Annotated in this window: 19 protein-coding genes and 1 pseudogene; 15 read left to right on the top strand and 5 right to left on the bottom strand. The window is 63.4% G+C overall.

Going from position 1 to position 22,438, the window contains the following annotated elements:
• Positions 1–16 precede the first annotated feature (16 nt).
• From ribF to ispH, 5 genes are all read left to right on the top strand, one after another.
• The gene (gene ribF, locus ACZ5KU_RS04105; protein WP_054059038.1) at positions 17–967 is read left to right on the top strand and encodes a bifunctional riboflavin kinase/FAD synthetase; all 951 of its coding nucleotides are present in this window, start codon (positions 17–19) and stop codon (positions 965–967) included.
• Positions 964–3,795 (top strand): isoleucine--tRNA ligase, encoded by a 2,832-nt coding sequence (gene ileS, locus ACZ5KU_RS04110; RefSeq protein WP_416771718.1) that lies wholly within the window; start codon positions 964–966, stop codon positions 3,793–3,795. Before ribF ends, ileS begins: the two co-directional genes overlap by 4 nt.
• Complete coding sequence (gene lspA, locus ACZ5KU_RS04115; RefSeq protein ID WP_054059036.1) at positions 3,788–4,303, top strand: signal peptidase II; 516 nt, start codon at positions 3,788–3,790, stop codon at positions 4,301–4,303. The genes ileS and lspA overlap by 8 nt, the downstream gene beginning before the upstream one ends.
• Positions 4,304–4,310: 7 nt before the next feature.
• Positions 4,311–4,751 (top strand): FKBP-type peptidyl-prolyl cis-trans isomerase, encoded by a 441-nt coding sequence (gene fkpB / locus ACZ5KU_RS04120; protein ID WP_192842728.1) that lies wholly within the window; start codon positions 4,311–4,313, stop codon positions 4,749–4,751.
• A gap of 91 nt (positions 4,752–4,842) precedes the next feature.
• Positions 4,843–5,790, top strand: coding sequence for a 4-hydroxy-3-methylbut-2-enyl diphosphate reductase (gene ispH / locus ACZ5KU_RS04125; RefSeq protein ID WP_054059034.1), 948 nt, complete (start codon positions 4,843–4,845; stop codon positions 5,788–5,790).
• Here the strand turns inward: ispH and ACZ5KU_RS04130 are convergent.
• Positions 5,767–6,306 carry a GspH/FimT family pseudopilin gene (locus ACZ5KU_RS04130; RefSeq protein ID WP_464736855.1) on the bottom strand — a complete coding sequence of 180 codons (540 nt, stop codon included), beginning with the start codon at positions 6,304–6,306 and terminating at the stop codon, positions 5,767–5,769. The two genes, ispH and ACZ5KU_RS04130, sit on opposite strands and share 24 nt — an antisense overlap.
• 130 nt (positions 6,307–6,436) lie before the next feature.
• On the opposite strand from ACZ5KU_RS04130, the gene ACZ5KU_RS04135 reads away from it, so the two are divergent.
• The 7 genes and pseudogenes from ACZ5KU_RS04135 (at position 6,437) to thiO (ending at position 13,276) form a co-directional block, all read left to right on the top strand.
• Positions 6,437–6,904 carry a GspH/FimT family pseudopilin gene (locus ACZ5KU_RS04135; protein ID WP_273824795.1) on the top strand — a complete coding sequence of 156 codons (468 nt, stop codon included), beginning with the start codon at positions 6,437–6,439 and terminating at the stop codon, positions 6,902–6,904.
• Positions 6,904–7,374, top strand: coding sequence for a type IV pilus modification protein PilV (pilV, locus tag ACZ5KU_RS04140; protein WP_054059031.1), 471 nt, complete (start codon positions 6,904–6,906; stop codon positions 7,372–7,374). The genes ACZ5KU_RS04135 and pilV overlap by 1 nt, the downstream gene beginning before the upstream one ends.
• A complete protein-coding gene (locus ACZ5KU_RS04145; RefSeq protein WP_416771723.1) occupies positions 7,371–8,090 on the top strand; it encodes a PilW family protein in 720 nt (239 codons plus the stop codon). Before pilV ends, ACZ5KU_RS04145 begins: the two co-directional genes overlap by 4 nt.
• 8 nt (positions 8,091–8,098) lie before the next feature.
• Positions 8,099–8,592: pseudogene (locus ACZ5KU_RS04150) on the top strand (pilus assembly PilX family protein).
• A complete protein-coding gene (locus ACZ5KU_RS04155) occupies positions 8,579–11,710 on the top strand; it encodes a pilus assembly protein (RefSeq protein WP_464736856.1) in 3,132 nt (1,043 codons plus the stop codon). Before ACZ5KU_RS04150 ends, ACZ5KU_RS04155 begins: the two are co-directional and overlap by 14 nt.
• 12 nt (positions 11,711–11,722) lie before the next feature.
• Positions 11,723–12,121, top strand: coding sequence for a type IV pilin protein (locus tag ACZ5KU_RS04160; RefSeq protein WP_054059027.1), 399 nt, complete (start codon positions 11,723–11,725; stop codon positions 12,119–12,121).
• 51 nt (positions 12,122–12,172) lie between these two features.
• Positions 12,173–13,276, top strand: a complete 1,104-nt coding sequence (gene thiO, locus ACZ5KU_RS04165; protein WP_054059026.1) for a glycine oxidase ThiO — start codon at positions 12,173–12,175, stop codon at positions 13,274–13,276.
• A 37-nt stretch (positions 13,277–13,313) separates the two neighbouring features.
• Here the strand turns inward: thiO and ACZ5KU_RS04170 are convergent, their stop codons facing one another.
• The 4 genes from ACZ5KU_RS04170 to ACZ5KU_RS04185 form a co-directional block, all read right to left on the bottom strand.
• Entirely contained in the window at positions 13,314–14,657 is a 1,344-nt protein-coding gene (locus ACZ5KU_RS04170) for a sigma-54-dependent transcriptional regulator (protein ID WP_416771728.1), read from the bottom strand.
• Positions 14,658–14,659: 2 nt separating this feature from the next.
• Positions 14,660–16,249, bottom strand: a complete 1,590-nt coding sequence (locus tag ACZ5KU_RS04175; RefSeq protein WP_054063784.1) for a sensor histidine kinase — start codon at positions 16,247–16,249, stop codon at positions 14,660–14,662.
• Positions 16,239–16,472 carry a PP0621 family protein gene (locus ACZ5KU_RS04180; RefSeq protein WP_081005993.1) on the bottom strand — a complete coding sequence of 78 codons (234 nt, stop codon included), beginning with the start codon at positions 16,470–16,472 and terminating at the stop codon, positions 16,239–16,241. The genes ACZ5KU_RS04175 and ACZ5KU_RS04180 overlap by 11 nt, the downstream gene beginning before the upstream one ends.
• 135 nt (positions 16,473–16,607) lie before the next feature.
• Complete coding sequence (locus ACZ5KU_RS04185; RefSeq protein WP_054059023.1) at positions 16,608–17,624, bottom strand: outer membrane protein assembly factor BamD; 1,017 nt, start codon at positions 17,622–17,624, stop codon at positions 16,608–16,610.
• Between the two features lie 150 nt (positions 17,625–17,774).
• On the opposite strand from ACZ5KU_RS04185, the gene rluD reads away from it, so the two are divergent.
• The 3 genes from rluD (at position 17,775) to clpB (ending at position 22,154) form a co-directional block, all read left to right on the top strand.
• Positions 17,775–18,737 (top strand): 23S rRNA pseudouridine(1911/1915/1917) synthase RluD, encoded by a 963-nt coding sequence (gene rluD / locus ACZ5KU_RS04190; RefSeq protein WP_026145391.1) that lies wholly within the window; start codon positions 17,775–17,777, stop codon positions 18,735–18,737.
• On the top strand, positions 18,734–19,459 hold the full coding sequence (pgeF, locus tag ACZ5KU_RS04195; protein ID WP_054063786.1) for a peptidoglycan editing factor PgeF: 726 nt from the start codon (positions 18,734–18,736) through the stop codon (positions 19,457–19,459). Before rluD ends, pgeF begins: the two co-directional genes overlap by 4 nt.
• A gap of 130 nt (positions 19,460–19,589) precedes the next feature.
• On the top strand, positions 19,590–22,154 hold the full coding sequence (gene clpB / locus ACZ5KU_RS04200; RefSeq protein ID WP_054059021.1) for an ATP-dependent chaperone ClpB: 2,565 nt from the start codon (positions 19,590–19,592) through the stop codon (positions 22,152–22,154).
• The last annotated feature ends 284 nt before the right edge of the window (positions 22,155–22,438 follow it).

Raw genomic sequence — 22,438 nt, forward strand, 5'->3', positions numbered from 1 at the left:
GAGCAAGAAGCGCGTTATGCAGCTGGTTCGAGGCCTCCACAACCTGCGTCCCCGGCACCGGGGCTGTGTCGCCACCATTGGCAACTTTGACGGTGTTCATCGTGGTCACCAGGCTATCCTGGCCCGGCTGCGCGAGCGTGCGCGGGAGCTGGGGGTGCCCAGCTGCGTGGTGATTTTCGAACCGCAACCGCGCGAGTTCTTTGCCCCGCAGACGGCGCCGGCGCGCCTGGCGCGCTTGCGCGACAAGCTGCAGCTGCTGGCTGCCGAAGGCGTCGACCGGGTACTGTGCCTGGCGTTCAACCAGCGCCTGAGCAAGCTCAGCGCCGCCGAGTTCGTCGACACCATCCTGGTCGAAGGCCTGGGCGTACAGCACCTGGAAGTCGGTGACGACTTCCGTTTCGGCTGCGACCGTGCCGGTGATTTCGATTTCCTGCTGCAGGCCGGCAAGGCCAGTGGCTTTACCGTCGAGGCGGCACAGACCGTCGAACTCGATGGCCTGCGGGTCAGCAGCACCCAGGTGCGTAATGCCCTGGCGGCGGCCGATTTCCCCTTGGCCGAGCGCCTGCTGGGGCGTCCGTTCCGGATCGCCGGGCGGGTGCTGCATGGGCAGAAACTGGCGCGCCAACTGGGCACGCCAACGGCCAACGTACAGCTCAAGCGCCGTCGCGTGCCATTGACCGGGGTCTACCTGGCCAGTGTCGAGATCGACGGCCAGCCGTGGCCGGGTGTCGCCAATATCGGCGTGCGGCCTACGGTAGCAGGTGATGGCAATGCCCACCTGGAAGTGCATCTGCTGGATTTTGCCGGTGATCTGTATAACCGGCGTTTGACGGTGGTTTTCCACCACAAGCTGCGCGATGAGCAGCGATTCGCCTCCCTGGAGGCGCTCAAGACGGCGATCAATGCGGACGTCGCCGCCGCCCGTGCCCACTGGCAGGGTTCACCGCTTACAAAGAGCCTGAAATGACCGACTACAAAGCCACGCTTAACCTCCCGGACACCGCCTTCCCGATGAAGGCCGGCCTGCCACAGCGCGAACCTCAGATTCTGCAGCGCTGGGACAGCATTGGCCTGTACGGGAAGTTGCGCGAGATTGGCAAGGATCGTCCGAAGTTCATCCTTCACGACGGTCCTCCCTACGCCAACGGCACGATTCACATCGGTCACGCGCTGAACAAGATTCTCAAGGACATGATCGTCCGCTCCAAGACCCTGGCCGGCTTCGATGCCCCCTATGTGCCGGGTTGGGACTGCCATGGCCTGCCGATCGAACACAAGGTCGAAGTGACCCACGGCAAGAACCTGGGCGCGGACAAGACCCGCGAACTGTGCCGCGCCTATGCCAGCGAGCAGATCGAGGGGCAGAAGTCCGAGTTCATCCGCCTGGGCGTGCTGGGCGACTTCGCCAACCCCTACAAGACCATGGACTTCAAGAACGAGGCCGGTGAAATCCGCGCCCTGGCCGAAATCGTCAAGGGCGGCTTCGTGTTCAAGGGCCTCAAGCCGGTGAACTGGTGCTTCGATTGCGGTTCGGCCCTGGCCGAAGCCGAAGTCGAATACCAGGACAAGAAGTCCCAGACCATCGACGTGGCCTTCCCGATCGCCGACCAGGACAAGCTGGCCGCCGCGTTCGGCCTGCCGTCGCTGGGCAAGCCGACTTCGATCGTGATCTGGACCACCACCCCGTGGACCATCCCGGCCAACCAGGCGCTGAACGTCCATCCGGAGTTCAACTACGCGCTGGTGGATGTCGGTGACCGCCTGCTGGTGCTGGCCGAGGAACTGGTCGAGTCCTGCCTGGCGCGTTACAAGCTGGAGGGTTCGGTGGTGGCGGTTGCCAAGGGCCAGGCCCTGGAACTGATCAATTTCCGTCATCCGTTCTATGATCGCCTGTCGCCTCTGTATCTGGCCGAGTATGTCGAGCTGGGTGCCGGTACCGGCGTGGTTCACTCCGCCCCGGCCTACGGCGAGGACGACTTCAAGAGCTGCAAGCATTACGGGATGTCCAACGATGACATCCTCACCCCGGTGCAGAGCAACGGTGTGTATGTCGAGTCCCTGGAGTTCTTCGGCGGCCAGTTCATCTTCAAGGCCAACCCGGCCATCGTCGAAAAACTCGCCGAAGTCGGTGCGCTGCTGCACACCGAGACCATCAGCCACAGCTACATGCACTGCTGGCGCCACAAGACCCCGCTGATCTACCGCGCCACCGCGCAGTGGTTCATTGGCATGGACAAGGCGCCGGCCTCTGGCGACACCCTGCGCGAGCGTTCGCTCAAGGCCATCGAGGACACCCAGTTCGTTCCGGCCTGGGGCCAGGCGCGCCTGCACTCGATGATCGCCAACCGTCCGGACTGGTGCATCTCCCGCCAGCGCAACTGGGGCGTACCGATCCCGTTCTTCCTGAACAAGGAAAGCGGCGAGCTGCACCCGCGCACCGTCGAACTGATGGAGCAGGTGGCCCAGCGCGTCGAGAAAGAGGGTATCGAGGCCTGGTTCAAGCTGGATGCCGCCGAGCTGCTCGGTGACGAGGCTGCGCAATACGACAAGATCAGCGACACCCTCGACGTCTGGTTCGACTCGGGCACCACCCACTGGCACGTACTGCGCGGTTCGCATCCGGTCGGCCACGAGAAGGGCCCGCGTGCCGACCTCTACCTGGAAGGTTCGGACCAGCACCGTGGCTGGTTCCACTCGTCCCTGCTGACCGGCTGCGCCATTGACAACCATGCGCCGTACCGCGAGCTGCTGACCCACGGCTTTACCGTCGACGAGGCCGGCCGCAAGATGTCCAAGTCCCTGGGCAACGTGATCGCGCCGCAGAAGGTCAACGACACCCTGGGGGCCGACATCATGCGCCTGTGGGTCGCCTCGACCGACTATTCGGGCGAGATGGCCGTCTCCGACCAGATCCTGCAGCGCAGCGCCGACGCCTACCGGCGTATCCGCAACACCGCACGGTTCCTGCTCTCCAACCTGAGCGGCTTCAACCCGGCCACCGATATCGTCCCGGCCGAGGAAATGCTCGCCCTGGATCGCTGGGCCGTGGACCGCACCCTGCTGCTGCAGCGCGAGCTGGAAGTGCACTACGGTGAGTACCGCTTCTGGAACGTCTACTCCAAGGTGCACAACTTCTGTGTGCAGGAGCTGGGCGGTTTCTACCTCGACATCATCAAGGACCGCCAGTACACCACCGGCGCCAACAGCAAGGCCCGGCGCTCCTGCCAGACCGCGCTGTTCCACATCTCCGAGGCGCTGGTGCGCTGGATCGCGCCGATCCTGGCGTTCACCGCCGACGAGCTGTGGCAGTACCTGCCGGGCGAGCGCAACGAATCGGTCATGCTCAACACCTGGTACGAAGGCCTCAGCGAACTGCCGGAAGGCTTCGAGCTGGGTCGCGACTACTGGGAGCGGATCATGGCGGTCAAGGTCGCGGTCAACAAGGAACTGGAAGTGCAGCGCGCCGCGAAGGCGGTGGGCGGCAACCTGCAGGCCGAAGTGACCCTGTTCGCCGAAGAGGCACTGGTCGCCGACCTGGACAAGCTGAGCAACGAACTGCGCTTCGTGCTGATCACCTCCACCGCGACGGTCGCGCCCCTGGCGCTGGCCCCGGCGGATGCGGTGGTCACCGAGGTGCCGGGCCTGAAGCTCAAGGTGGTCAAGTCCGGCCACGCCAAGTGCGCCCGTTGCTGGCACTGCCGCGAGGATGTCGGGGTGAACCCGGAGCATCCGGAAATCTGCGGCCGTTGCGTCGACAACATCAGTGGCGAAGGCGAGGTGCGTCACTATGCCTAATGCCAGTGCCGGCCGTTTCGGCCGCCTGGGCTGGCTGTGGTTGAGCCTGCTGGTGCTGGTCATCGACCAGGCCAGCAAGTTCCACTTCGAAAGCTCGCTGACCCTGTACCAGCAGATCGTGATCATTCCCGACTACTTCAGCTGGACCCTGGCGTACAACACCGGCGCGGCCTTCAGCTTCCTGGCCGAGAGTTCCGGCTGGCAGCGCTGGCTGTTCGCCCTGATCGCGGTGGTGGTCAGTGCGGTGCTGGTGGTCTGGCTCAAGCGCCTGGGGCGCAACGAGACCTGGCTGGCCATCGCCCTGTCGCTCGTGCTGGGTGGGGCGCTGGGCAACCTCTACGATCGCATGGCACTGGGCCATGTCATCGACTTCATTCTCGTGCACTGGCAGAACCGCTGGTACTTCCCGGCGTTCAACTTTGCCGACAGCGCCATTACCGTGGGCGCGGTGATGCTGGCGCTGGACATGTTCAAGAGCAAAAAGTCCGGAGAACCCGTTCATGACTGAACACGCAGTGGCTGAGCAACGGATCGGTCAGAACACCCAGGTCACCCTGCATTTCGCCTTGCGCCTGGAGAACGGCGACACGGTCGACAGCACCTTCGACAAGGCGCCGGCGACCTTCAAGGTCGGTGATGGCAGCCTGTTGCCCGGTTTCGAGGCCGCGCTGTTCGGCTTCAAGGCTGGCGACAAGCGCAGCCTGACCATCCCGGTGGAAAATGCCTTTGGTCAGCCCAACCCACAGAACGTGCAGATCATGCCACGCTCGCAGTTCCAGGATATGGAACTGTCGGAAGGCCTGCTGGTGATCTTCAACGATGCCGCCAATACCGAGCTGCCGGGTGTGGTGAAGGCGTTCGATGACGCCCAGGTCACCGTCGACTTCAACCACCCGCTGGCCGGCAAGGTGCTGACCTTCGAGGTGGAGATCATCGAGGTCAAGGCGCTGTCCTGAAGCACTATCCTGTAAAGGCCGGCTTGCCGGCGACCGACCGTGCAACCGGTCGGAATGATCCAACCCTTGCGCGCAAGACACGAGGCACAGCATGCAAATCAAACTCGCCAACCCCCGTGGCTTCTGCGCCGGTGTGGACCGGGCGATCGAAATCGTCAACCGGGCCCTGGAGGTCTTCGGTCCGCCGATCTATGTGCGTCACGAAGTGGTGCATAACAAATTCGTCGTCGAAGACCTGCGCGCCCGTGGTGCCATCTTCGTCGAAGAGCTGGACCAGGTGCCGGACGACGTCATCGTCATCTTCAGTGCCCATGGCGTTTCCCAGGCCGTGCGCAGCGAAGCGGCCGGGCGTGGCCTGAAGGTCTTCGATGCCACCTGTCCGCTGGTGACCAAGGTGCATATCGAGGTGGCGCGCTACAGCCGCGACGGTCGTGAATGCATCCTCATCGGCCATGCCGGGCACCCGGAAGTGGAAGGCACCATGGGCCAGTACGACGCCAGCAACGGTGGTGCGATCTACCTGGTGGAGGACGAGAAGGACGTCGCCGCGCTGCAGGTCCGCAATCCCGACAAACTGGCCTTCGTGACCCAGACCACCCTGTCGATGGACGACACCAGTCGGGTCATCGATGCCCTGCGCACGCGTTTTCCGGCCATCGGCGGGCCACGCAAGGACGACATCTGCTACGCCACGCAGAACCGCCAGGATGCGGTCAAGCAATTGGCCGACGAGTGCGATGTGGTGCTGGTGGTGGGCAGCCCGAACAGTTCCAACTCCAATCGCCTGCGTGAGCTGGCCGAGCGCATGTCCACCCCGGCCTACCTGATCGACGGTGCCGAGGACATGCAGCGCAGCTGGTTCGACGGTGTCGAGCGGATCGGCATCACCGCCGGCGCGTCGGCCCCCGAAGTGCTGGTACGCGGCGTGATCCAGCAGCTTCAGGCCTGGGGCGCGACCGGTGCCGATGAGCTGGCCGGCCGCGAGGAGAACATCACCTTCTCCATGCCCAAGGAACTACGCGTTCGCACGCTCCCCTGAGTCGGAGGCGCCGCAGAGCGCCTCCTGCTTCTCACCTGTTTCGAGCCTGACCCGACCTGTCCTGGCGAGCACCACGCGGTGCTGGCTCAGGGGCTTGTCCCTGGCGCAGATGTGCAGGGTGCCGCCTGCCACGCCGTCGTTGGTCGGCGCACCGATCGATGAGAATCGAACAAAACTTCTTACGTGCTGATTGCCGACAATCGGTCCGGCGCTGCTGTCCTGTCGTTCGATCAGGGTTGGATTGCTCCCGTCTTCAGGCCCCTGGCCGCTCAGGTCGAGAATGATGCGCCAGCCCTGGCTCCAGTCATCGTTCAGTGCGTGGATGACCACGGCCTGGTTGCGCAGGATCGCCTCGGTGCGGGCCGTTTGCAGGCCGAGGGCGAGCTGTTCGGCGGACAGTTGACGACGTTGTGAGGCGAGCCATTCGCCGAATGACGGCCCCGCCAGCCTTGCCAGGACGGCGATAACCACCAGTACGGCCAATAGCTCCACCAGGCTCAAGCCTCGTTGATGCATGAACTCTCCCTCCTTGGAGAGGCCGGGGTGACAGACTTCGCGTTGATCCCGAGAAAACAACCGTACGTCCCGGCGACGAATGTTCCAGGTTGTAGAGCCAGTTATAGTCCAGGTACTCGAGAGGTGCGCCATGGACAGTGGTAACAAGGGATTTACGCTGGTCGAGCTGATGGTAGCTGTTGTGGTCTTCGCGATTCTCGCGGCGATTGCGTTGCCATCCTATAAGAGCTCCGTCGACCGATCCAAGGCCGATACCGAGGTCAACGATCTGATGCGGGGGCTCAGTTACGCGCGCCTGGAGGCGATCGACCGGGGGATCAGCACGCGTATCCGCCCCAGGGTACTCAACAGCGCGTGGACCAGCGAACTGGTGGTGATGTCGGTGGCTGATGATGCGGCAGGCCGTACCAACTACTACCAGGTGATTCCGCTGATGAGCAGTGGGGCTACGCTGAACGTGACGGCCGGGGTCAACAGCCTGGATTTCAACAACCTGGGCGGGGTGTCCGCAGCCGCGACCTTTGTCTACACCCTCGGCGCACAGACCCGAACCGTGAATGTCTGCCTGAACGGCAAGATCGTCCTGGGGAGTTGCTGATGCCAGGAACCATTGGTGCAAGGCAGGCTGGCCTGACCCTGATCGAGGTCATGGTGTCGCTGCTGATTCTCGCTGTCGGCCTGCTGGGCGCGGCGGCCATCCAGCTCAACGCGCTGAAGTACACCGACAGCTCGATGATGACCAGCCAGGCCAGTTTCATCGCCTATGACATGCTCGACCGTATCCGCGCGAATCCCGACGCGAACTACGCCGTGAGCAACCTGCAGGGCATCACGGCAACGGCGGGTTCCACCGCGGCCCGGGATGCCGACCTCTACGATTTCAAGAACAACATCAACAACTTTGCCGCGACGGATGGCAGTGGCAGCATTGCGGTCAACAACCGGGTAGTGACCATCACCATTGGCTGGGGCGACAAGCGCGCCGATGACGCGACGACGGCGAGTGCGCCGACCCGCACCTTTGTCCTGACCAGCCGGGTGGCCACCGACCCCGTGGTGACGCCATGAAAAGGCTGCCCAGGGGCTTTGGCCTGGTCGAGCTGATGATCGCCCTCGTTCTCGGCCTGGTGATCGTGGCAGGTATCACCCAGATATTCCTCTCCGCCAGGAACACCTACGCCAGCCAGAACGCGGCAGCCGGGATGCAGGAGGATGCGCGTTTCATCCTGAGCAAGATGATTCAGGAAATCCGCATGGTCGGGATGTTCGGCTGCCTCACCACCGCGGCGATCGTCGATGGGAGCAACCCCGCCACCTTTGCCACGAATGCCGCTACCCCGATCTCCTGGAACAATGCCAACAAGTCGCTGGTTCTGGTAACGGCTGATATTGGCACCGGGGGCGGCGTACCCACCTGGACGATCACGTCCGATTGTCGCACCACCGCCACGGCCTACACCGGAGCAGCGGTGGCACCCAGTGGGCAGCAGGCGTTCCCCATTCGTAAGCTGACCTACACCTATGCCGGCAACCAGTTATTGCTGCTGGCAGGGACGGGGACCGGCACGGGGGCGGCGTTGGTCAACAATGTCGCGGCCTTCGACGTGAAGTTCGGTGTGGCCGCCAATGCCACCGACACCGCCGTGCTCAATTACAACAGCAACCCCAGCGATCCGGCCACCATCCGCAGCGTTCGGCTGAGCATCACCCTCTCCGACCCGAGCAATCGGGTCAGAAACCAGACCTTCACGGCGGTGGCCGCCTTGCGAAACCGGCTTCAGTAGGTGCGAGCATGAATCTCTCACGGCAAGACCCAACCCATAGATGCCGCGGACAGCAGGGCGGCATGGCGTTGCTGGTCAGCCTGGTGTTTCTCCTGCTGTTGACCCTGATCGGCATTTCCTCCATGCAAAGTGCGACGTTGCAGGAAAAAATGGCCGGTAGCGTGACTCTGCGCAACACCTCCTTCCAGACCGCCGAGGCCGTCCTGCGGATGGGCGAGAATGCGGTTCAGCAGAGCAATTACTCGCTGGCGGTCTGCACCACGGTCGTCCGCTGTGCGCCACCCCCGAGTCCGCGACCCTGGTGGCGGCGCAGACGGACCCCACATCGGGGGTGATCTGGGTGGCGGCGGGCAGCGGCTTCTATGGGGTACAGAACATCGGAACCTCGATGACGGCGGTCGGCCTGCCGAGCAACACTTCCGCGACCCTGTATCGCATCACCGCAGTCGCCATTTCGGGCAATTCGCGTACGGTTCTGGAGAGCATCTATGCCAAGTACTAGACCTCGCGACAGTTGGGCCCGGCATTGCCTGAGAGTGGCGGCGGGGGCCTTGCTGGGGCTGTATCTCGGTGCGCCGGCCTACGCCTTTACCCCTGCGGACGCTCCTCTGCTGAGCGCGGCAGCCGTTGCTCCCAACGTCATGTTGCTGGTCGACGACTCCGGCAGTATGAACAGCATCATCTGGGCGACCGACTTCGACCCCAATGCGAACTGGGGGAGTGTCGCGAACTGCAACTCGGACTTCCTGTGTCTTGGCGCGCAAACGCTGGACGCTGACGATACCAATATCTTCGTTGGCAACCTCTATCGGGGCGGCTGCTCCCTGAGCGGCAACTGGTATGGCTTCTACAGGGGGCTGCTGCAGTCGCCCATCTGCCTGCGCCTGCCTGATCCTGTGGGGGGCGGCAATACCCGCTATTCGACGGCCTACCTGGCCTATCTGCTGAGGAAGGCCAACGGGGTGAACACCGACTTCACCACCGGTACGCTGGTACCCAACGACTATCGCATCAACGTCGCGCGGGAGGTCTCCAAGACCCTGGTGACGCAGAACCGTTCGCTGCGCATCGGCCTGGCGACCTTCAATCCACCGTCCTTCGGCGATCCCGGTCCTGGCGGCTATATCGTCCGTTCGGTCGCTGACCTGTCACCCGTCAGTGGCTCGGTGACCCAGACCCAGGCGAACACCAACTACAACTCGTTGATCAGCTCCATCAATGGCCTGAGCGCGATTGCCAATACGCCGCTGGCGGAAACCTACTACGAGATCACTCGCTACTTTCGTGGCATGGCGCCTTACTACAACGCCTCGCCGAGCACCTACACCAGCCCTATCCAGTACCGCTGCCAGAAGAACTACGGCGTGGTGATAACCGACGGGTTGCCGACCTACGACCGGACGTTTCCGTCGAATGATCCCCTGGCCCAGGGGACGAACAGGTTGCCCAACTGGGACGGGAAAAACAACGATGGTGACAACCCCACGGGCGGGGATGGCGAGGGCGACAGCCTGTACCTCGATGATATTGCCAAGTTTGCCTATGACATCGACATGCGTTCATCCGGAACCGATGCCGCGGGCAAGAGCTGGGACAGCGCCGATTTTCCGAAACAGAACATGAGCACCTACACGGTAGGGTTCACGGCGTCCAACCAGATGCTCTCCGATGCCGCCAACTATGGGCAGGGCAGGTACTACCAGGCGATCGACAGCGCCGGCTTGAGCACCGCGCTGTCCGCCGCCTTCAGCGACATCACCTCCAAGGCCGGTTCCGGTGGTGGTGGTTCGGCCATTGCCGGTACCGCTTCCACGAGCGCCAGTTACTTCCAGACCGGCTACGACCCGGCGGATTGGCGCGGTACGATCAAGTCGTACGGTTTCAACAGCAATGGCACGGTCAATACCGCCTTGCTGAACTGGAGCACCGACACCACCATCCGGACCAGTTCCACCGCGCCCCTGTATCAGTCATGGAATACCACGAGCAATGCGGTGGTTGCCCTGGCGTTCAACAACTTTTCCACGACGCAACGCGCTGCGCTCAACCAGGGCCTGCCGACCGGGATCGTCGGCAACGACCTGGTGGAATGGAGCAAGGGCACCAACAAGACCGGGCTGAAGACACGTACGAGGCTGCTCGGCGATATCATCAACTCGCCCCTGGTGGTGGCCTCGCCCACGGAGCAGACCGCTTCCGACCTGGTGGGCGACAGCAGCTACAGCGCCTACCTGAGCACCAAGGCCACCGGGATGAACAGCAACCTGGTGGTCAATGGCAACGATGGCTTCATGAGCGTGATCAATTCGAGCAGCGGTGCCCGGGTGTACGCCTACATGCCCAGCAGTGTGCTGCCATCGCTGCATTTCATTGCCGACCCGGCCTACATCAACGGCACCAGCCACAAATTCCTCAATGACGGTCAGGTCGGCGTATTCGATGCGCAGTTCAACAACAACGCCTGGAAGACCGTGGCGCTGGGTGGGGTGGGGGCAGGTGGCAAGGCATTCTTTGCCGTGCAGTTGTTCGATGCCACGCTGGGCAACGCCTACAACGCCCTTTGGGAATTGCGCGCCCCCGATACGGCGGATACCAGCAACCCGTTGAACGATATCGGATACGCCTACGCCAAGCCCGAAGTCGCCCGATTGCCCGATGGCCGCTGGGCGGCGTTCATCGCCAACGGCTATGGCAGCAACTCCGGTGTCGCGGCGTTGTACATCGTCGATATCCGCGACGGTTCGCTGATCAGGAAAATCGTGGTCGACAGCAGCGAAACCACCAATGGCCTGTCCTCGGTGAAGCTGAAAGTGAATGCCCAGAATGTGGTCCAGGCCGCGTATGGCGGTGATCTCAAGGGGCGTATGTGGAAGTTCGACCTGAGTTCCACCGCGATCAATAGCTGGGGGCTGGCCTTTGCTGGCTCGCCGCTGTTTACCGCGCCCGGTGGCGCCACCCAGCCGATCACCGCGCAGCCGCTGCTGGTCGACCATCCGCTCAACGGCAAGATGGTGTTTTTCGGTACCGGGAAGTTCAATGAGACCGCAGACAAGTTGAGCAAGGACCTGCAGGCTTTCTACGGGATATGGGATGCCGATGGTGGGGCGGGCAGGATTACCGTCAGCAGCCTGGTGGCCCAGTCGATTACCGGGGTATTCACCTCCAATGGCACCCAGTTCATCACCACCAGCGAGAACCCGGTGGTTTATCCGGCACAGAGCGGCTGGTACCTGCCGCTGATCTACAACAATGTGGCCACCGGCGAGCGGGTGATCTATCCGGCGCGTACGCCCCTGGGGCGAGTCGTCTTCACCACCGCCGCCGTCGATACCACCGATCCCTGTGCCAGCTTCGGTACCGGTCGGGTGGTGGAGCTCGATGCGTTCACCGGGAAAATGCTCAGCTACGCGGTGCTCGACACCAATGGCGACGGGGTCGTCAACAGCAGCGACCTGCGTTCGAGCGGGTTCAACTTTTCCTCCATCCCGAATCTGACCGGCATCATGGGGGGCAGTGGGGCCCAGACCAAAATCTTCAGTGACTCCAGCGGCGGCACCACCTCCATGGCGGAAAAGGGCGGTGGCGGCAGTCGACGGATCATGTGGCGACAAATCCAATAGGGAAGAGCGTGTATGAAGCAGGCAGCCAAAGGCTTCACCTTGATCGAACTCATGATTGTCGTGGCCATTGTCGGTATCCTTGCGGCGGTGGCGTATCCCAGTTACATCGAGTACTCCAAGCGTACCCACCGTACGGAGATTGCCGGACTGCTCTCGGAGCAGGCGCAGAATCTGGAGCGTTACTATTCGAGGAACGGTTTTTATACGAATGCCGTAGTCTCCACCGGGAACAGCTACTACTCGATTGCGTCTACCTTGAACGCCCAGGATTTCACCCTGACGGCGACGGCGTCGGCAGGTTCGATGATGGTGGGTGACAAGTGTGGCGGCTTCACGATTACCCAGACGGGGGCACGTAGCAACCCGGGCGCCAGCTCAGGTGTGACGACAAAGGACTGTTGGGGGCGCTGATTGTTTTTCAGGGGGCGACTGGGCGCGCTCCCCACAGGTTTGGATCAAGAGATGAGCAGGCAGCAGCAAGTGATAATCGTGGGGGGCGGGGTGATCGGCTTGTTGACCGCCTTCAATCTGGCGGCGAGTGTCGATCGGGTGGTGCTGCTCGATCGCGCAGGCCTGGGCCAGGAGTCTTCCTGGGCCGGCGGTGGGATCGTCTCGCCGTTGTACCCGTGGCGCTACAGTGCGGCCGTCACGGCCCTGGCCCATTGGTCGCAGGATTTTTATCCACAGCTGGGCGAGCGGTTGTTCGCCAGTACCGGGGTCGACCCGCAGGTCCATGTCACCGGCCTTTACTGGCTGGACCTCGATGATGAGGCCGAAGCCCTGGCCTGGGCCGAGCGTGAGCAACGTCCATTGAGCCGCGTCGACATCTCGGCGGTTCGCGATGCGGTACCGGTGATGGGGGAGGGCTACTCCCGGGCGATCCATATGGCCCATGTCGCCAACGTGCGTAACCCGCGGCTGGTGAAGTCGCTCAAGGCGGCCTTGCAGGCGTTGCCCAACGTCACGATCCATGAGCATTGCGAAGCCCGCGACTTCATTCGCGACGGCGAGAAAGTGATCGGCGTGCACACGTCGCTGGGTGAGCTGCATGCCGAGCAGGTGGTCCTGGCCGCCGGTGCCTGGAGTGGCGAGCTGTTGAAGAACCTGGGGCTGGAACTGCCGGTCGAGCCGGTCAAGGGCCAGATGATCCTCTACAAGTGTGCCGCGGACTTCCTGCCCAGCATGATCCTGGCCAAGGGGCGTTATGCGATCCCGCGGCGTGACGGGCATATTCTGATCGGCAGCACCCTGGAGCACGAAGGGTTCGACAAGACGCCGACCTTGTCCGCGCTGGACAGCCTGAAGGCGTCGGCGGTGGAGTTGATTCCGGCGCTGGCGGGTATGGAGCCGGTTGCCCACTGGGCCGGGTTGCGGCCAGGGTCGCCGGAGGGCATTCCCTTTATCGGGCCGGTGCCCGGTTTCGAGGGGCTCTGGCTCAACTGTGGGCACTATCGCAATGGCCTGGTGTTGGCGCCGGCGTCCTGTCAACTGTTTGCCGACCTGCTGCTGGGGCGCGAGCCGATCATTGATCCGGCGCCATATGCCCCTGCGGAGCGCCTTCTGTAGGGATCGGGACGCCGGCCCGCCGCGAATGGGCGAGGCGTCAGTCCAGCCCCAGTTTCTTCAGGCGATAGCGCATCGAACGAAATGACAGGCTCAGGCGCTGGGCCGCCGCCGTGCGGTTCCAGCGGGTCTCCTCCAGGGCCTGGAGGATCAGCTTGCGTTCGACGCTCTCCAGGTAGTCCTCAAGGTTGTCGATCTGCGCCAGGCTCGGTTCGCCGGCCTCGGCCGTGTTGCCTGGGGATTCCGCCAGGCGCAGGTCGCTGGCTTCGATCTGGTCGTTTTCGCAGAGGGTGTAGGCCCGTTCGAGCATGTTCTCCAGTTCCCGCACGTTGCCGGGGAAGCGGTAGCCCTTGAGCGTTTCCAGCGCCTGCGGGTGCAGCCTGGCGGCCGGCTGGCCGCTGCCGGAGGCCAGGCGCTGGAGCACATTGGCCGCCAGTGGCTCGATATCGTCCCGGCGCTCACGCAGGGCCGGGACGCGCAGTTCGATGACATTCAGTCGGTAGTACAGATCCTGGCGAAAGCGCTCGGCAGCGACTTCGGCGTTCAGGTCCTTGTGGGTGGCGCAGAGGATGCGCACATCAACCACTTCCTCCTGCTGCCCGCCGATGCTGCGTACGGCCTTCTCCTGGATCGCCCGCAGCAGCTTGACCTGCATGGCCAGCGGCAGGTCCGCCACCTCGTCGAGGAACAGCGTGCCGCCGTTGGCCGCCTGGAACAGTCCGGGTTTGTCCTCGACCGCACCGCTGAAGCTGCCCTTGCGGTGACCGAAGAATTCGCTTTCCATCAGTTCCGAAGGAATCGCCCCGCAGTTGACCGGCACGAACGGTCGTTCGGCACGCGGGCCCTGCTCGTGGATCAGGCGCGCCACCAGTTCCTTGCCGCTGCCTGATTCGCCGCTGATGTACACCGGCGCCTGGCTGCGGGCCAGCTTGTCGATCTGCTTGCGCAGGGCACGCATGGGCAGCGAGTCGCCCAGAAGACGGGTGTCGATGGTCGTCGGCTTTTGCCCGGCCACCGGCAGCCGCAGGGCACTGGCCACCAGTTCCCGCAGGCGGGCCAGGTCCACCGGCTTGGTGAGGAAGTCGAAGGCGCCGGACTTGAGTGCGTTGATGGCGGTATCGAGGTTGCCGTAGGCGGTGATCATCGCCACCGGCACCTGGGGGTGGCGCTGCTGGATGTGCTGTACCAGTTCCAGGCCGGTGCCATCCGGCAGGCGCATGTCCGTCAGGCACAGGTCGAAGTGGTCCCGGGCGAGTTTTTCCCGGGCTTCGCCGACATTGCGGGCGCTCTGGGTGTCGAGTTTCATCCGGCCCAGAGTGATTTCCAGGAGTTCGCGGATATCCGGCTCATCATCGACGATCAGGACCTTTTGCCGTGGGCTCATGCTCAACTCTGTTTAAGTACGTGTGCGAAGGTGATGCGAAAGCAACTGCCGCCTTCGTGCCTTGAATAGTCTAGGCGGGCCTGGTTGCTTTCGCATAACTCGCGGGACAGGTACAGGCCCAGGCCCGTGCCCTGGCTTTCGGTGGTGAAGAAGGGTTCGAACAGGTGCTGCAACTGCTCCGGAGCGACACCGGGGCCGTTGTCGCGGACCTCGAGCGTCGGCAGGTCGTTCCTGCGCTCGCGCGACAGGGTCAGCCAGACTTCGGCCTGGTCATGCAACTGCGCGCTGTAGCGCAGGCCGTTCTCCAGCAGGTTGTTCAGCACCTGGGTCATTTGCTGCGGGTCGGCGTGGGTCTTCAGCCAATCGTTCTCGATCCGCAGGTGCAGTTGCTGGCCCGGGCCGGCTCTTTCGCGCCAGTCGCTTACAAAGGCCTGCAGCCAGGGGCTCAGGTCGAGCAGTTGTGGCTCGGCCTGGCGTCGCCGCGACAGTTGCAGGACGTTCTCGATCACCAGATTCATGCGCTTGGACTGGTCCTGGATTATTTGCGTGAGACGCCGGTCGGGACCTTGCAGTTCCTCCGATTCCTGCAGCAACTGGGCCGCGTGGCTGATGGCGCCCAGTGGGTTGCGGATTTCGTGGGCGATCCCGGCGGTCAGTCGGCCCAGGGCGGCGAGTTTGAGCTGTTGGGCCTGTTGGGCGATTTTCGACAGGTCTTCGAGGAAGATCAGCGTCTGGCGCTGCTCGCCCCGCTGCAGGGCGATGAAGCTGGGCTGCAGGACCACGTCACTGCCCTCGACCTTGAGGCTTTGCGGGCGCAATGTCGGGTTGCTTTGCCACAGGCGCAGGCGGGCGATCAGCTCCGGCGAGTAGGGGTCGATCACTCGCCCGAGCAGATGCTCCTGGCCCAGCAGCGCCAGCCCGCTCTGGTTGACCAGTTGCACGCGATGTTCGGCGTCGAGCACCAGGATGCCGGTGTGCATGCGTTGCAGGATCAGGGCGTTGAGCTCTTCGAGCTTGGTCACGTCGCTGGCACGTTGTTCGGCCAGGGTTTCGCTGACGTTCAGCAGGCGGGTCAGCCCCTGGACGAGGAAGGACGCGGCGAAGCACAGCACGCCCAGCAGCCCGGCCTGCACATAGTAGTTGGCCGCCGCCGGGAGGCTGAAGCTCAGGTAGAAGGTCAGGTAGATGATGCCGCTGGCTGAAATGGCCGCGATCAGCAACCCTATGCGGCCGCGCAGCAGCACGTTGCTGATGGCGACCGAGGCGATCAGCAGGTTGCCCAGACCACTCGGCGGGCCACCTGCGGCATAGAACAGGCCCGACAGCATCACCGCGTCGGCCAGTGCCAGGCTGAAGACCTGGGCCTGGCGCCTGGGGTTTTCCAGCAGCACCACCACCAGGATGTTCAGGATCAGGTAGATCCAACTGCCGGTGCGAAACAGTTCGCCGTCGGTCAGTTCCAGCAGCTTGTCGTCCATCCTGCTGGAAATCAGCAGGACCAGGGCGATGCCGATGCTCAAGCGGTAGAGGTTGTAGAGCCTGAGCAGGCGCTGCGCCTGGGCTCCGCCGAGACTGAAGGTCTCAGCGGTCACGAGGGCCCGGACCTTGCTCGAGGTGAGCCTGGCTGCAATACCACTGTTGCTGCTGGCTCAGAGCGTGGTCGCGGGGCAGGTGCACACCACAATGGGCACAGCGCACCATGGGTGCAGCGTTGGGTTCGTCGGCGGGGCGGCTGGCGGTTGCGGCCCGTTTGAATTTGCGCCAGAACCATACGGCAGCAGCGATCAGAGCGATCCAGAACAGTAGACGAACCATGGCAACCAGCTTTTCGGCGAATGATCCGGCAGTTTAGCCAAGCTCATGGCATGAGCCCAGTGCAATCGCGGCTGCCCGGGCTGAAGGCAAAAAAAAGAGCCTCGAAAGGCTCTTTTTCCGGCAGGCAACCCTGGCTCAGTCGAACAGGCCGAAGGTCATGTAGCTGAACCACGAACGGTCGCTGTTGTTGCCTTCGGCCTCATGCTGCTCTTCCTGGGCGGCATCGCTTTCGGTCGGCTTCAGGTCGGCCGGGATCGCGTCCTTGGCGTCCTGGAACTGTTTCATCACGTCCTGGTTGGCGCGGGTTTCTCCCGGTGGCAGCGGAGGACGCGACTCGATCAGGCCGAGGGTGGCCTTGCTGAGCCAGGAGCGGTTGTCCGCCTCGGCAACGCTTGGCACGAACTGGCCGTCGACCAGGCTCGGGTGGTTCGGGTAGTTGGCCTTCAGCACTTCCAGGCTGCTGGCCGCCAGTTCGTCGAGGTGCAGGCGTTGGTAGGCCTCGACCATCACCGCCAGGCCGTCGCCGACCGAAGGGGTTTCCTGGAAGTTTTCCACCACATAGCGACCGCGGTTGGCGGCGGCGACGTAGGCCTGACGGGTCAGGTAGTAGTCGGCCACGTGGATTTCGTAGGCCGCCAGCAGGTTGCGCAGGTAGATCATGCGCTGCTTGGCGTCCGGCGCGTAGCGGCTGTTGGGGTAGCGGCTGGTCAGTTGGGCGAACTCGTTGTAGGAGTCGCGGGCGGCACCCGGGTCACGCTTGGTCATGTCCAGCGGCAGGAACCGCGCCAGCAGGCCGACGTCCTGGTCGAACGAGGTCAGGCCCTTGAGGTAGTAGGCGTAATCCACGTTCGGGTGCTGCGGGTGCAGGCGGATGAAACGCTCGGCGGCGGACTTGGCGGCTTCCGGCTCGGAGTTCTTGTAGTTGGCGTAGATCAGTTCGAGCTGTGCCTGGTCGGCATAGCGCCCGAACGGATAACGCGACTCCAGGGCCTTGAGCTTGGCGGTGGCGGCGGTGTAGCTGTTGTTGTCCAGGTCGGCCTGTGCCTGCTGGTACAGCTCGACTTCGCTCAGGTTTTCGTCGACGACTTCCTTCGATGAGCAAGCAGCGGTCAGTGCGAGGATGGCGATCAGCAGCAGGTGTTTCACTTGCATGGCGGCTTGCGTCCCTATGACGGCCGCTGTCTTGGGCGGAGCCGTCCTGTTATGATGAACGCCCCGTTGAAAGCCTCGGGGCAAAAGACGCCGTATTTAACCACAAGCGCGCAGCCGAAACCAAAGGCTGTGCCGACGCCCAGTCCGAGCATGTCCGATAAAATTGAACTTCGCGCAGAGGTGCCGTCCGAGCTGGGCGGTCAACGCCTCGATCAAGTCGCCGCCCAACTGTTTTCCGAGCATTCGCGCTCGCGCCTTTCCACCTGGATCAAGGACGGCCGCCTGACGGTGGATGGTGCGGTGATCCGCCCGCGCGATATCGTCCACGGCGGCTCCGTTCTCGAACTGACCGCCGAACAGGAAGCCCAGGGCGAGTGGGTGGCCCAGGACATCGAGCTCGATATCGTCTACGAAGATGACGATATCCTGGTGATCAACAAACCGGCGGGCCTGGTGGTGCACCCGGCTGCCGGGCATGCCAGCGGTACCCTGCTCAACGCCCTGCTGCACCACGTGCCGGACATCGTCAACGTGCCCCGTGCCGGTATCGTGCACCGGCTCGACAAGGACACCACCGGGCTGATGGTGGTGGCCAAGACCATCCAGGCGCAGACGCAACTGGTGGCCCAGTTGCAGAGCCGTACCGTCAGCCGCATCTATGAATGCATCGTGATCGGCGTGGTCACCGCGGGCGGCAAGATCAATGCCCCGATCGGCCGGCACGGCCAGCAGCGCCAGCGCATGGCGGTGATGGAAGGCGGCAAGCCGGCGGTCAGCCATTACCGTGTGCTCGAGCGCTTCCGCTCCCATACCCATGTGCGGGTGAAGCTGGAAACCGGTCGGACCCACCAGATCCGCGTGCACATGGCGCACATCAATTTCCCGTTGGTGGGTGACCCTGTCTACGGTGGACGTTTCCGGATTCCACCGGCAGCCAGCCCGACCATGGTCGACTCGCTGAAGAACTTCCCGCGCCAGGCACTGCACGCGCGGTTCCTGGAGCTGGAGCATCCGACCACCGGCAAGCGCATGAGCTGGGAGTCGCCGTTGCCGGACGATTTCGTCTGGCTGCTGTCGCTGCTCAAGCAGGACCGCGAGGCATTCGTCGGGTGAGCGATTTCCTGATTCCGGACTGGCCTGCGCCGGCGCGGGTCAGGTCCTGCGTTACCACTCGGGCCGGCGGTGTCAGCCAGGCACCGTTCGACAGCCTGAACCTGGGCGATCATGTCGAGGATGACCCGGCCGCGGTCGCGGAAAACCGCCGACGCCTCAATAGCGCCTTCTCCATCCGCCCGGCCTGGCTGCGCCAGGTGCACGGCGTGGGGGTGGTCGAGGCTGATCCGCAGGTGACCGCCGAGGCCGATGGCAGTTGGACGATGACGCCCGGGGTGGCCTGCACGGCGATGACCGCCGACTGTCTGCCGGCGTTGTTCTGTGATCGTGCCGGCACCCGGGTGGCGGCGGCCCATGCCGGTTGGCGTGGCCTGGCGGCGGGCGTGCTGGAGGCGACAGTCGACCGCCTCGACGTGGCGTCCTCGGAGATTCTGGTCTGGCTCGGACCGGCCATCGGTCCCCGGGCGTTCGAAGTGGGGGCGGAAGTGCGCGAAGCCTTCATCGCCACTCACCCGGAAACCATCGAGGCCTTCGTCCCCAGCTGCAACGCCGGCCGCTTCATGGCCGACATCTATGCCCTGGCCCGCCTGCGTCTGGCGGCACGTGGGGTCACCGCCGTTTACGGTGGCGGCTTCTGTACCGTCTCCGATCCACGCTTCTATTCCTACCGGCGCAGCCCTCGCACCGGCCGTTTCGCCTCCCTGGTCTGGCTCGCCGACTAGACTGTCCTGACCTGCGTCAATCGTTCGGCGCTTGAAACTCCCAGAATCGCCCGTATCTATAAATGCATCTGGCAGGCTTCTCCATTCAGGTGTGTCCATCGCTCCGGCCTGCTCAAAAGGAAGGTGACTAATGCGTATAGACCGATTAACCAGCAAATTGCAGTTGGCTTTGTCCGATGCCCAATCCCTGGCCGTTGGCCTCGATCATCCGGCCATCGAACCGACCCACCTGTTGCAGGCATTGCTGGAACAGCAGGGTGGTTCGATCAAACCCCTGCTGATGCAGGTTGGCTTCGAGGTCAACAGCCTGCGCAAGGAATTGAGCAAGGAACTCGACAAGCTGCCGAAAATCCAGAATCCCACCGGCGACGTCAACATGTCGCAGGATCTGGCGCGCCTGTTGAACCAGGCCGACCGCCTGGCCCAGCAGAAGGGCGACCAATTCATCTCCAGCGAACTGGTGTTGCTCGCCGCCATGGACGAGAACAGCAAGCTGGGCAAGTTGCTGCTCGGCCAGGGCGTCAGCAAGAAGGCCCTGGAGAACGCGATCAACAACCTGCGCGGCGGCGCGGCCGTCAATGACGCCAACGTCGAGGAGTCGCGCCAGGCCCTGGACAAGTACACCGTCGACCTGACCAAGCGTGCCGAGGACGGCAAGCTCGACCCGGTGATCGGTCGCGACGACGAGATTCGCCGTACCATCCAGGTGCTGCAACGGCGGACCAAGAACAACCCGGTGCTGATCGGCGAGCCTGGTGTGGGCAAGACCGCCATCGCCGAGGGCCTGGCCCAGCGCATCATCAATGGTGAAGTGCCCGACGGCCTCAAGGGCAAGCGCCTGCTGTCGCTGGACATGGGCGCGCTGATCGCCGGGGCCAAGTACCGCGGTGAGTTCGAGGAGCGCCTCAAGGCACTGCTCAATGAACTGTCGAAGCAGGAAGGGCAGATCATCCTGTTCATCGACGAACTGCACACCATGGTCGGCGCCGGCAAGGGCGAGGGCTCGATGGATGCGGGCAACATGCTCAAGCCGGCCCTGGCCCGCGGTGAGCTGCATTGCGTCGGTGCGACCACCCTCAACGAGTACCGTCAATATATAGAGAAGGATGCGGCGCTCGAGCGACGCTTCCAGAAGGTGCTGGTGGACGAGCCGAGCGAGGAGGACACCATTGCCATCCTGCGCGGCCTGAAAGAGCGCTATGAAGTGCACCACAAGGTGGCGATCACCGACGGTGCGATCATCGCGGCGGCCAGGCTCAGCCATCGCTACATCACTGATCGTCAGTTGCCGGACAAGGCCATCGACCTGATCGACGAAGCGGCCAGCCGTATCCGCATGGAGATCGACTCCAAGCCGGAAGTGCTCGATCGCCTGGAGCGACGTCTGATCCAGCTCAAGGTCGAAGCTCAGGCCCTGAAGAAAGAGGACGATGAGGCGGCGATCAAGCGCCTGGAAAAACTCCAGGAGGACATCGCCCGGCTGGAGCGCGAGTACTCCGACCTGGAAGACGTCTGGGCCTCGGAGAAGGCCGAGGTGCAGGGTTCGGCGCAGATCCAGCAGAAAATCGAGCAGTCGCGCCAGGAATTGGAGGCAGCGCGCCGCAAGGGCGACCTCAATCGCATGGCCGAATTGCAGTACGGGGTGATCCCGGACCTGGAGCGCAGCCTGCAGATGGTCGACCAGCATGGTCACAGCGAGAATCAGTTGCTGCGCAGCAAGGTCACCGAGGAAGAGATCGCCGAGGTGGTATCGAAGTGGACCGGCATCCCGGTGTCGAAAATGCTCGAGGGCGAGCGTGAGAAGCTGCTGAAGATGGAGAGCCTGCTGCATCAGCGCGTCATCGGCCAGAGCGAGGCCGTGGTGGCGGTGGCCAACGCGGTGCGGCGTTCCCGTGCCGGCTTGGCCGACCCGAATCGCCCGAGCGGTTCGTTCATGTTCCTCGGCCCGACCGGGGTCGGCAAGACCGAGCTGTGCAAGGCCCTGGCCGAATTCCTGTTCGACACCGAGGAAGCCATGGTGCGGATCGACATGTCCGAGTTCATGGAGAAACACTCCGTGGCTCGCCTGATCGGTGCGCCTCCGGGGTATGTCGGTTATGAAGAGGGTGGTTACCTGACCGAGGCGGTGCGCCGCAAGCCGTATTCGGTGATCCTGCTGGACGAGGTCGAGAAGGCGCATCCGGATGTGTTCAATATCCTGCTGCAGGTGCTGGAGGATGGTCGCCTGACCGACAGTCACGGCCGTACCGTGGACTTCCGCAATACCGTGGTGGTGATGACCTCCAACCTCGGCTCGACGCAGATCCAGGAACTGGTTGGTGATCGAGAGGCCCAGCGGGCGGCGGTCATGGATGCACTGGGCAGCCATTTCCGGCCGGAGTTCATCAACCGGGTCGACGAAGTGGTGATCTTCGAGCCGCTGGCGCGGGATCAGATCGCCGGTATTACCGAGATCCAGTTGGGCCGCCTGCGGGGTCGCCTGGCCGAGCGCGAGCTGACGCTGACGTTGAGTGACGAGGCGTTGGACAAGCTTATCGCCGTGGGGTACGACCCGGTGTATGGTGCGCGGCCGCTGAAGCGGGCGATCCAGCGCTGGATCGAAAACCCGCTGGCCCAGTTGATCCTGTCGGGACGCTTCGTACCGGGGAGCAGCATCACGGGCCAGGTGGAGAACGACGAGATCGTCTTTGCCTGATTGGTGGCAGCGCCGAAAGGGAAGGGCCTCGCATCGCGAGGCCTTTTTTTTCGCCAAGGCGTTGAATTCAATGAAAAAGGCTTGTAAAGTGCGCCCCGCAACACGGTCATCCCCGGATCTCCCTGCAAAGAGAATTCCAGAAAAAAGATTGCAAATTCAGTGTCTTGAAAGCAATTTAGGGGTTGACAGAGAGTTGAAAGGTTGTAAAATGACGCGCCTCAGAGACGCAAACGCAGAAATGCGAAAGCGGCGAAGAGTAGGCTTCCAGCGATGGGAGTGAAGCG

It is taken from the genome of Pseudomonas sp. Tof1 (assembly GCF_055390395.1).

What these genes read in the sequence shown, in the direction of transcription:
- ACZ5KU_RS04155 (WP_464736856.1), top strand. Translation starts at nt 8,579, where the DNA reads ATGCCAAGTACTAGACCTCGCGACAGTTGGGCCCGGCATTGCCTGAGA.
- ACZ5KU_RS04130 (WP_464736855.1), bottom strand. Translation starts at nt 6,306, where the DNA reads ATGCATCAACGAGGCTTGAGCCTGGTGGAGCTATTGGCCGTACTGGTG.
- clpB (WP_054059021.1), top strand. Translation starts at nt 19,590, where the DNA reads ATGCGTATAGACCGATTAACCAGCAAATTGCAGTTGGCTTTGTCCGAT.
- ribF (WP_054059038.1), top strand. Translation starts at nt 17, where the DNA reads ATGCAGCTGGTTCGAGGCCTCCACAACCTGCGTCCCCGGCACCGGGGC.
- ispH (WP_054059034.1), top strand. Translation starts at nt 4,843, where the DNA reads ATGCAAATCAAACTCGCCAACCCCCGTGGCTTCTGCGCCGGTGTGGAC.
- ileS (WP_416771718.1), top strand. Translation starts at nt 964, where the DNA reads ATGACCGACTACAAAGCCACGCTTAACCTCCCGGACACCGCCTTCCCG.
- ACZ5KU_RS04170 (WP_416771728.1), bottom strand. Translation starts at nt 14,657, where the DNA reads ATGAGCCCACGGCAAAAGGTCCTGATCGTCGATGATGAGCCGGATATC.
- rluD (WP_026145391.1), top strand. Translation starts at nt 17,775, where the DNA reads ATGTCCGATAAAATTGAACTTCGCGCAGAGGTGCCGTCCGAGCTGGGC.
- pilV (WP_054059031.1), top strand. Translation starts at nt 6,904, where the DNA reads ATGCCAGGAACCATTGGTGCAAGGCAGGCTGGCCTGACCCTGATCGAG.
- ACZ5KU_RS04180 (WP_081005993.1), bottom strand. Translation starts at nt 16,472, where the DNA reads ATGGTTCGTCTACTGTTCTGGATCGCTCTGATCGCTGCTGCCGTATGG.
- lspA (WP_054059036.1), top strand. Translation starts at nt 3,788, where the DNA reads ATGCCTAATGCCAGTGCCGGCCGTTTCGGCCGCCTGGGCTGGCTGTGG.
- ACZ5KU_RS04185 (WP_054059023.1), bottom strand. Translation starts at nt 17,624, where the DNA reads ATGCAAGTGAAACACCTGCTGCTGATCGCCATCCTCGCACTGACCGCT.
- thiO (WP_054059026.1), top strand. Translation starts at nt 12,173, where the DNA reads ATGAGCAGGCAGCAGCAAGTGATAATCGTGGGGGGCGGGGTGATCGGC.
- ACZ5KU_RS04135 (WP_273824795.1), top strand. Translation starts at nt 6,437, where the DNA reads ATGGACAGTGGTAACAAGGGATTTACGCTGGTCGAGCTGATGGTAGCT.
- ACZ5KU_RS04145 (WP_416771723.1), top strand. Translation starts at nt 7,371, where the DNA reads ATGAAAAGGCTGCCCAGGGGCTTTGGCCTGGTCGAGCTGATGATCGCC.
- ACZ5KU_RS04160 (WP_054059027.1), top strand. Translation starts at nt 11,723, where the DNA reads ATGAAGCAGGCAGCCAAAGGCTTCACCTTGATCGAACTCATGATTGTC.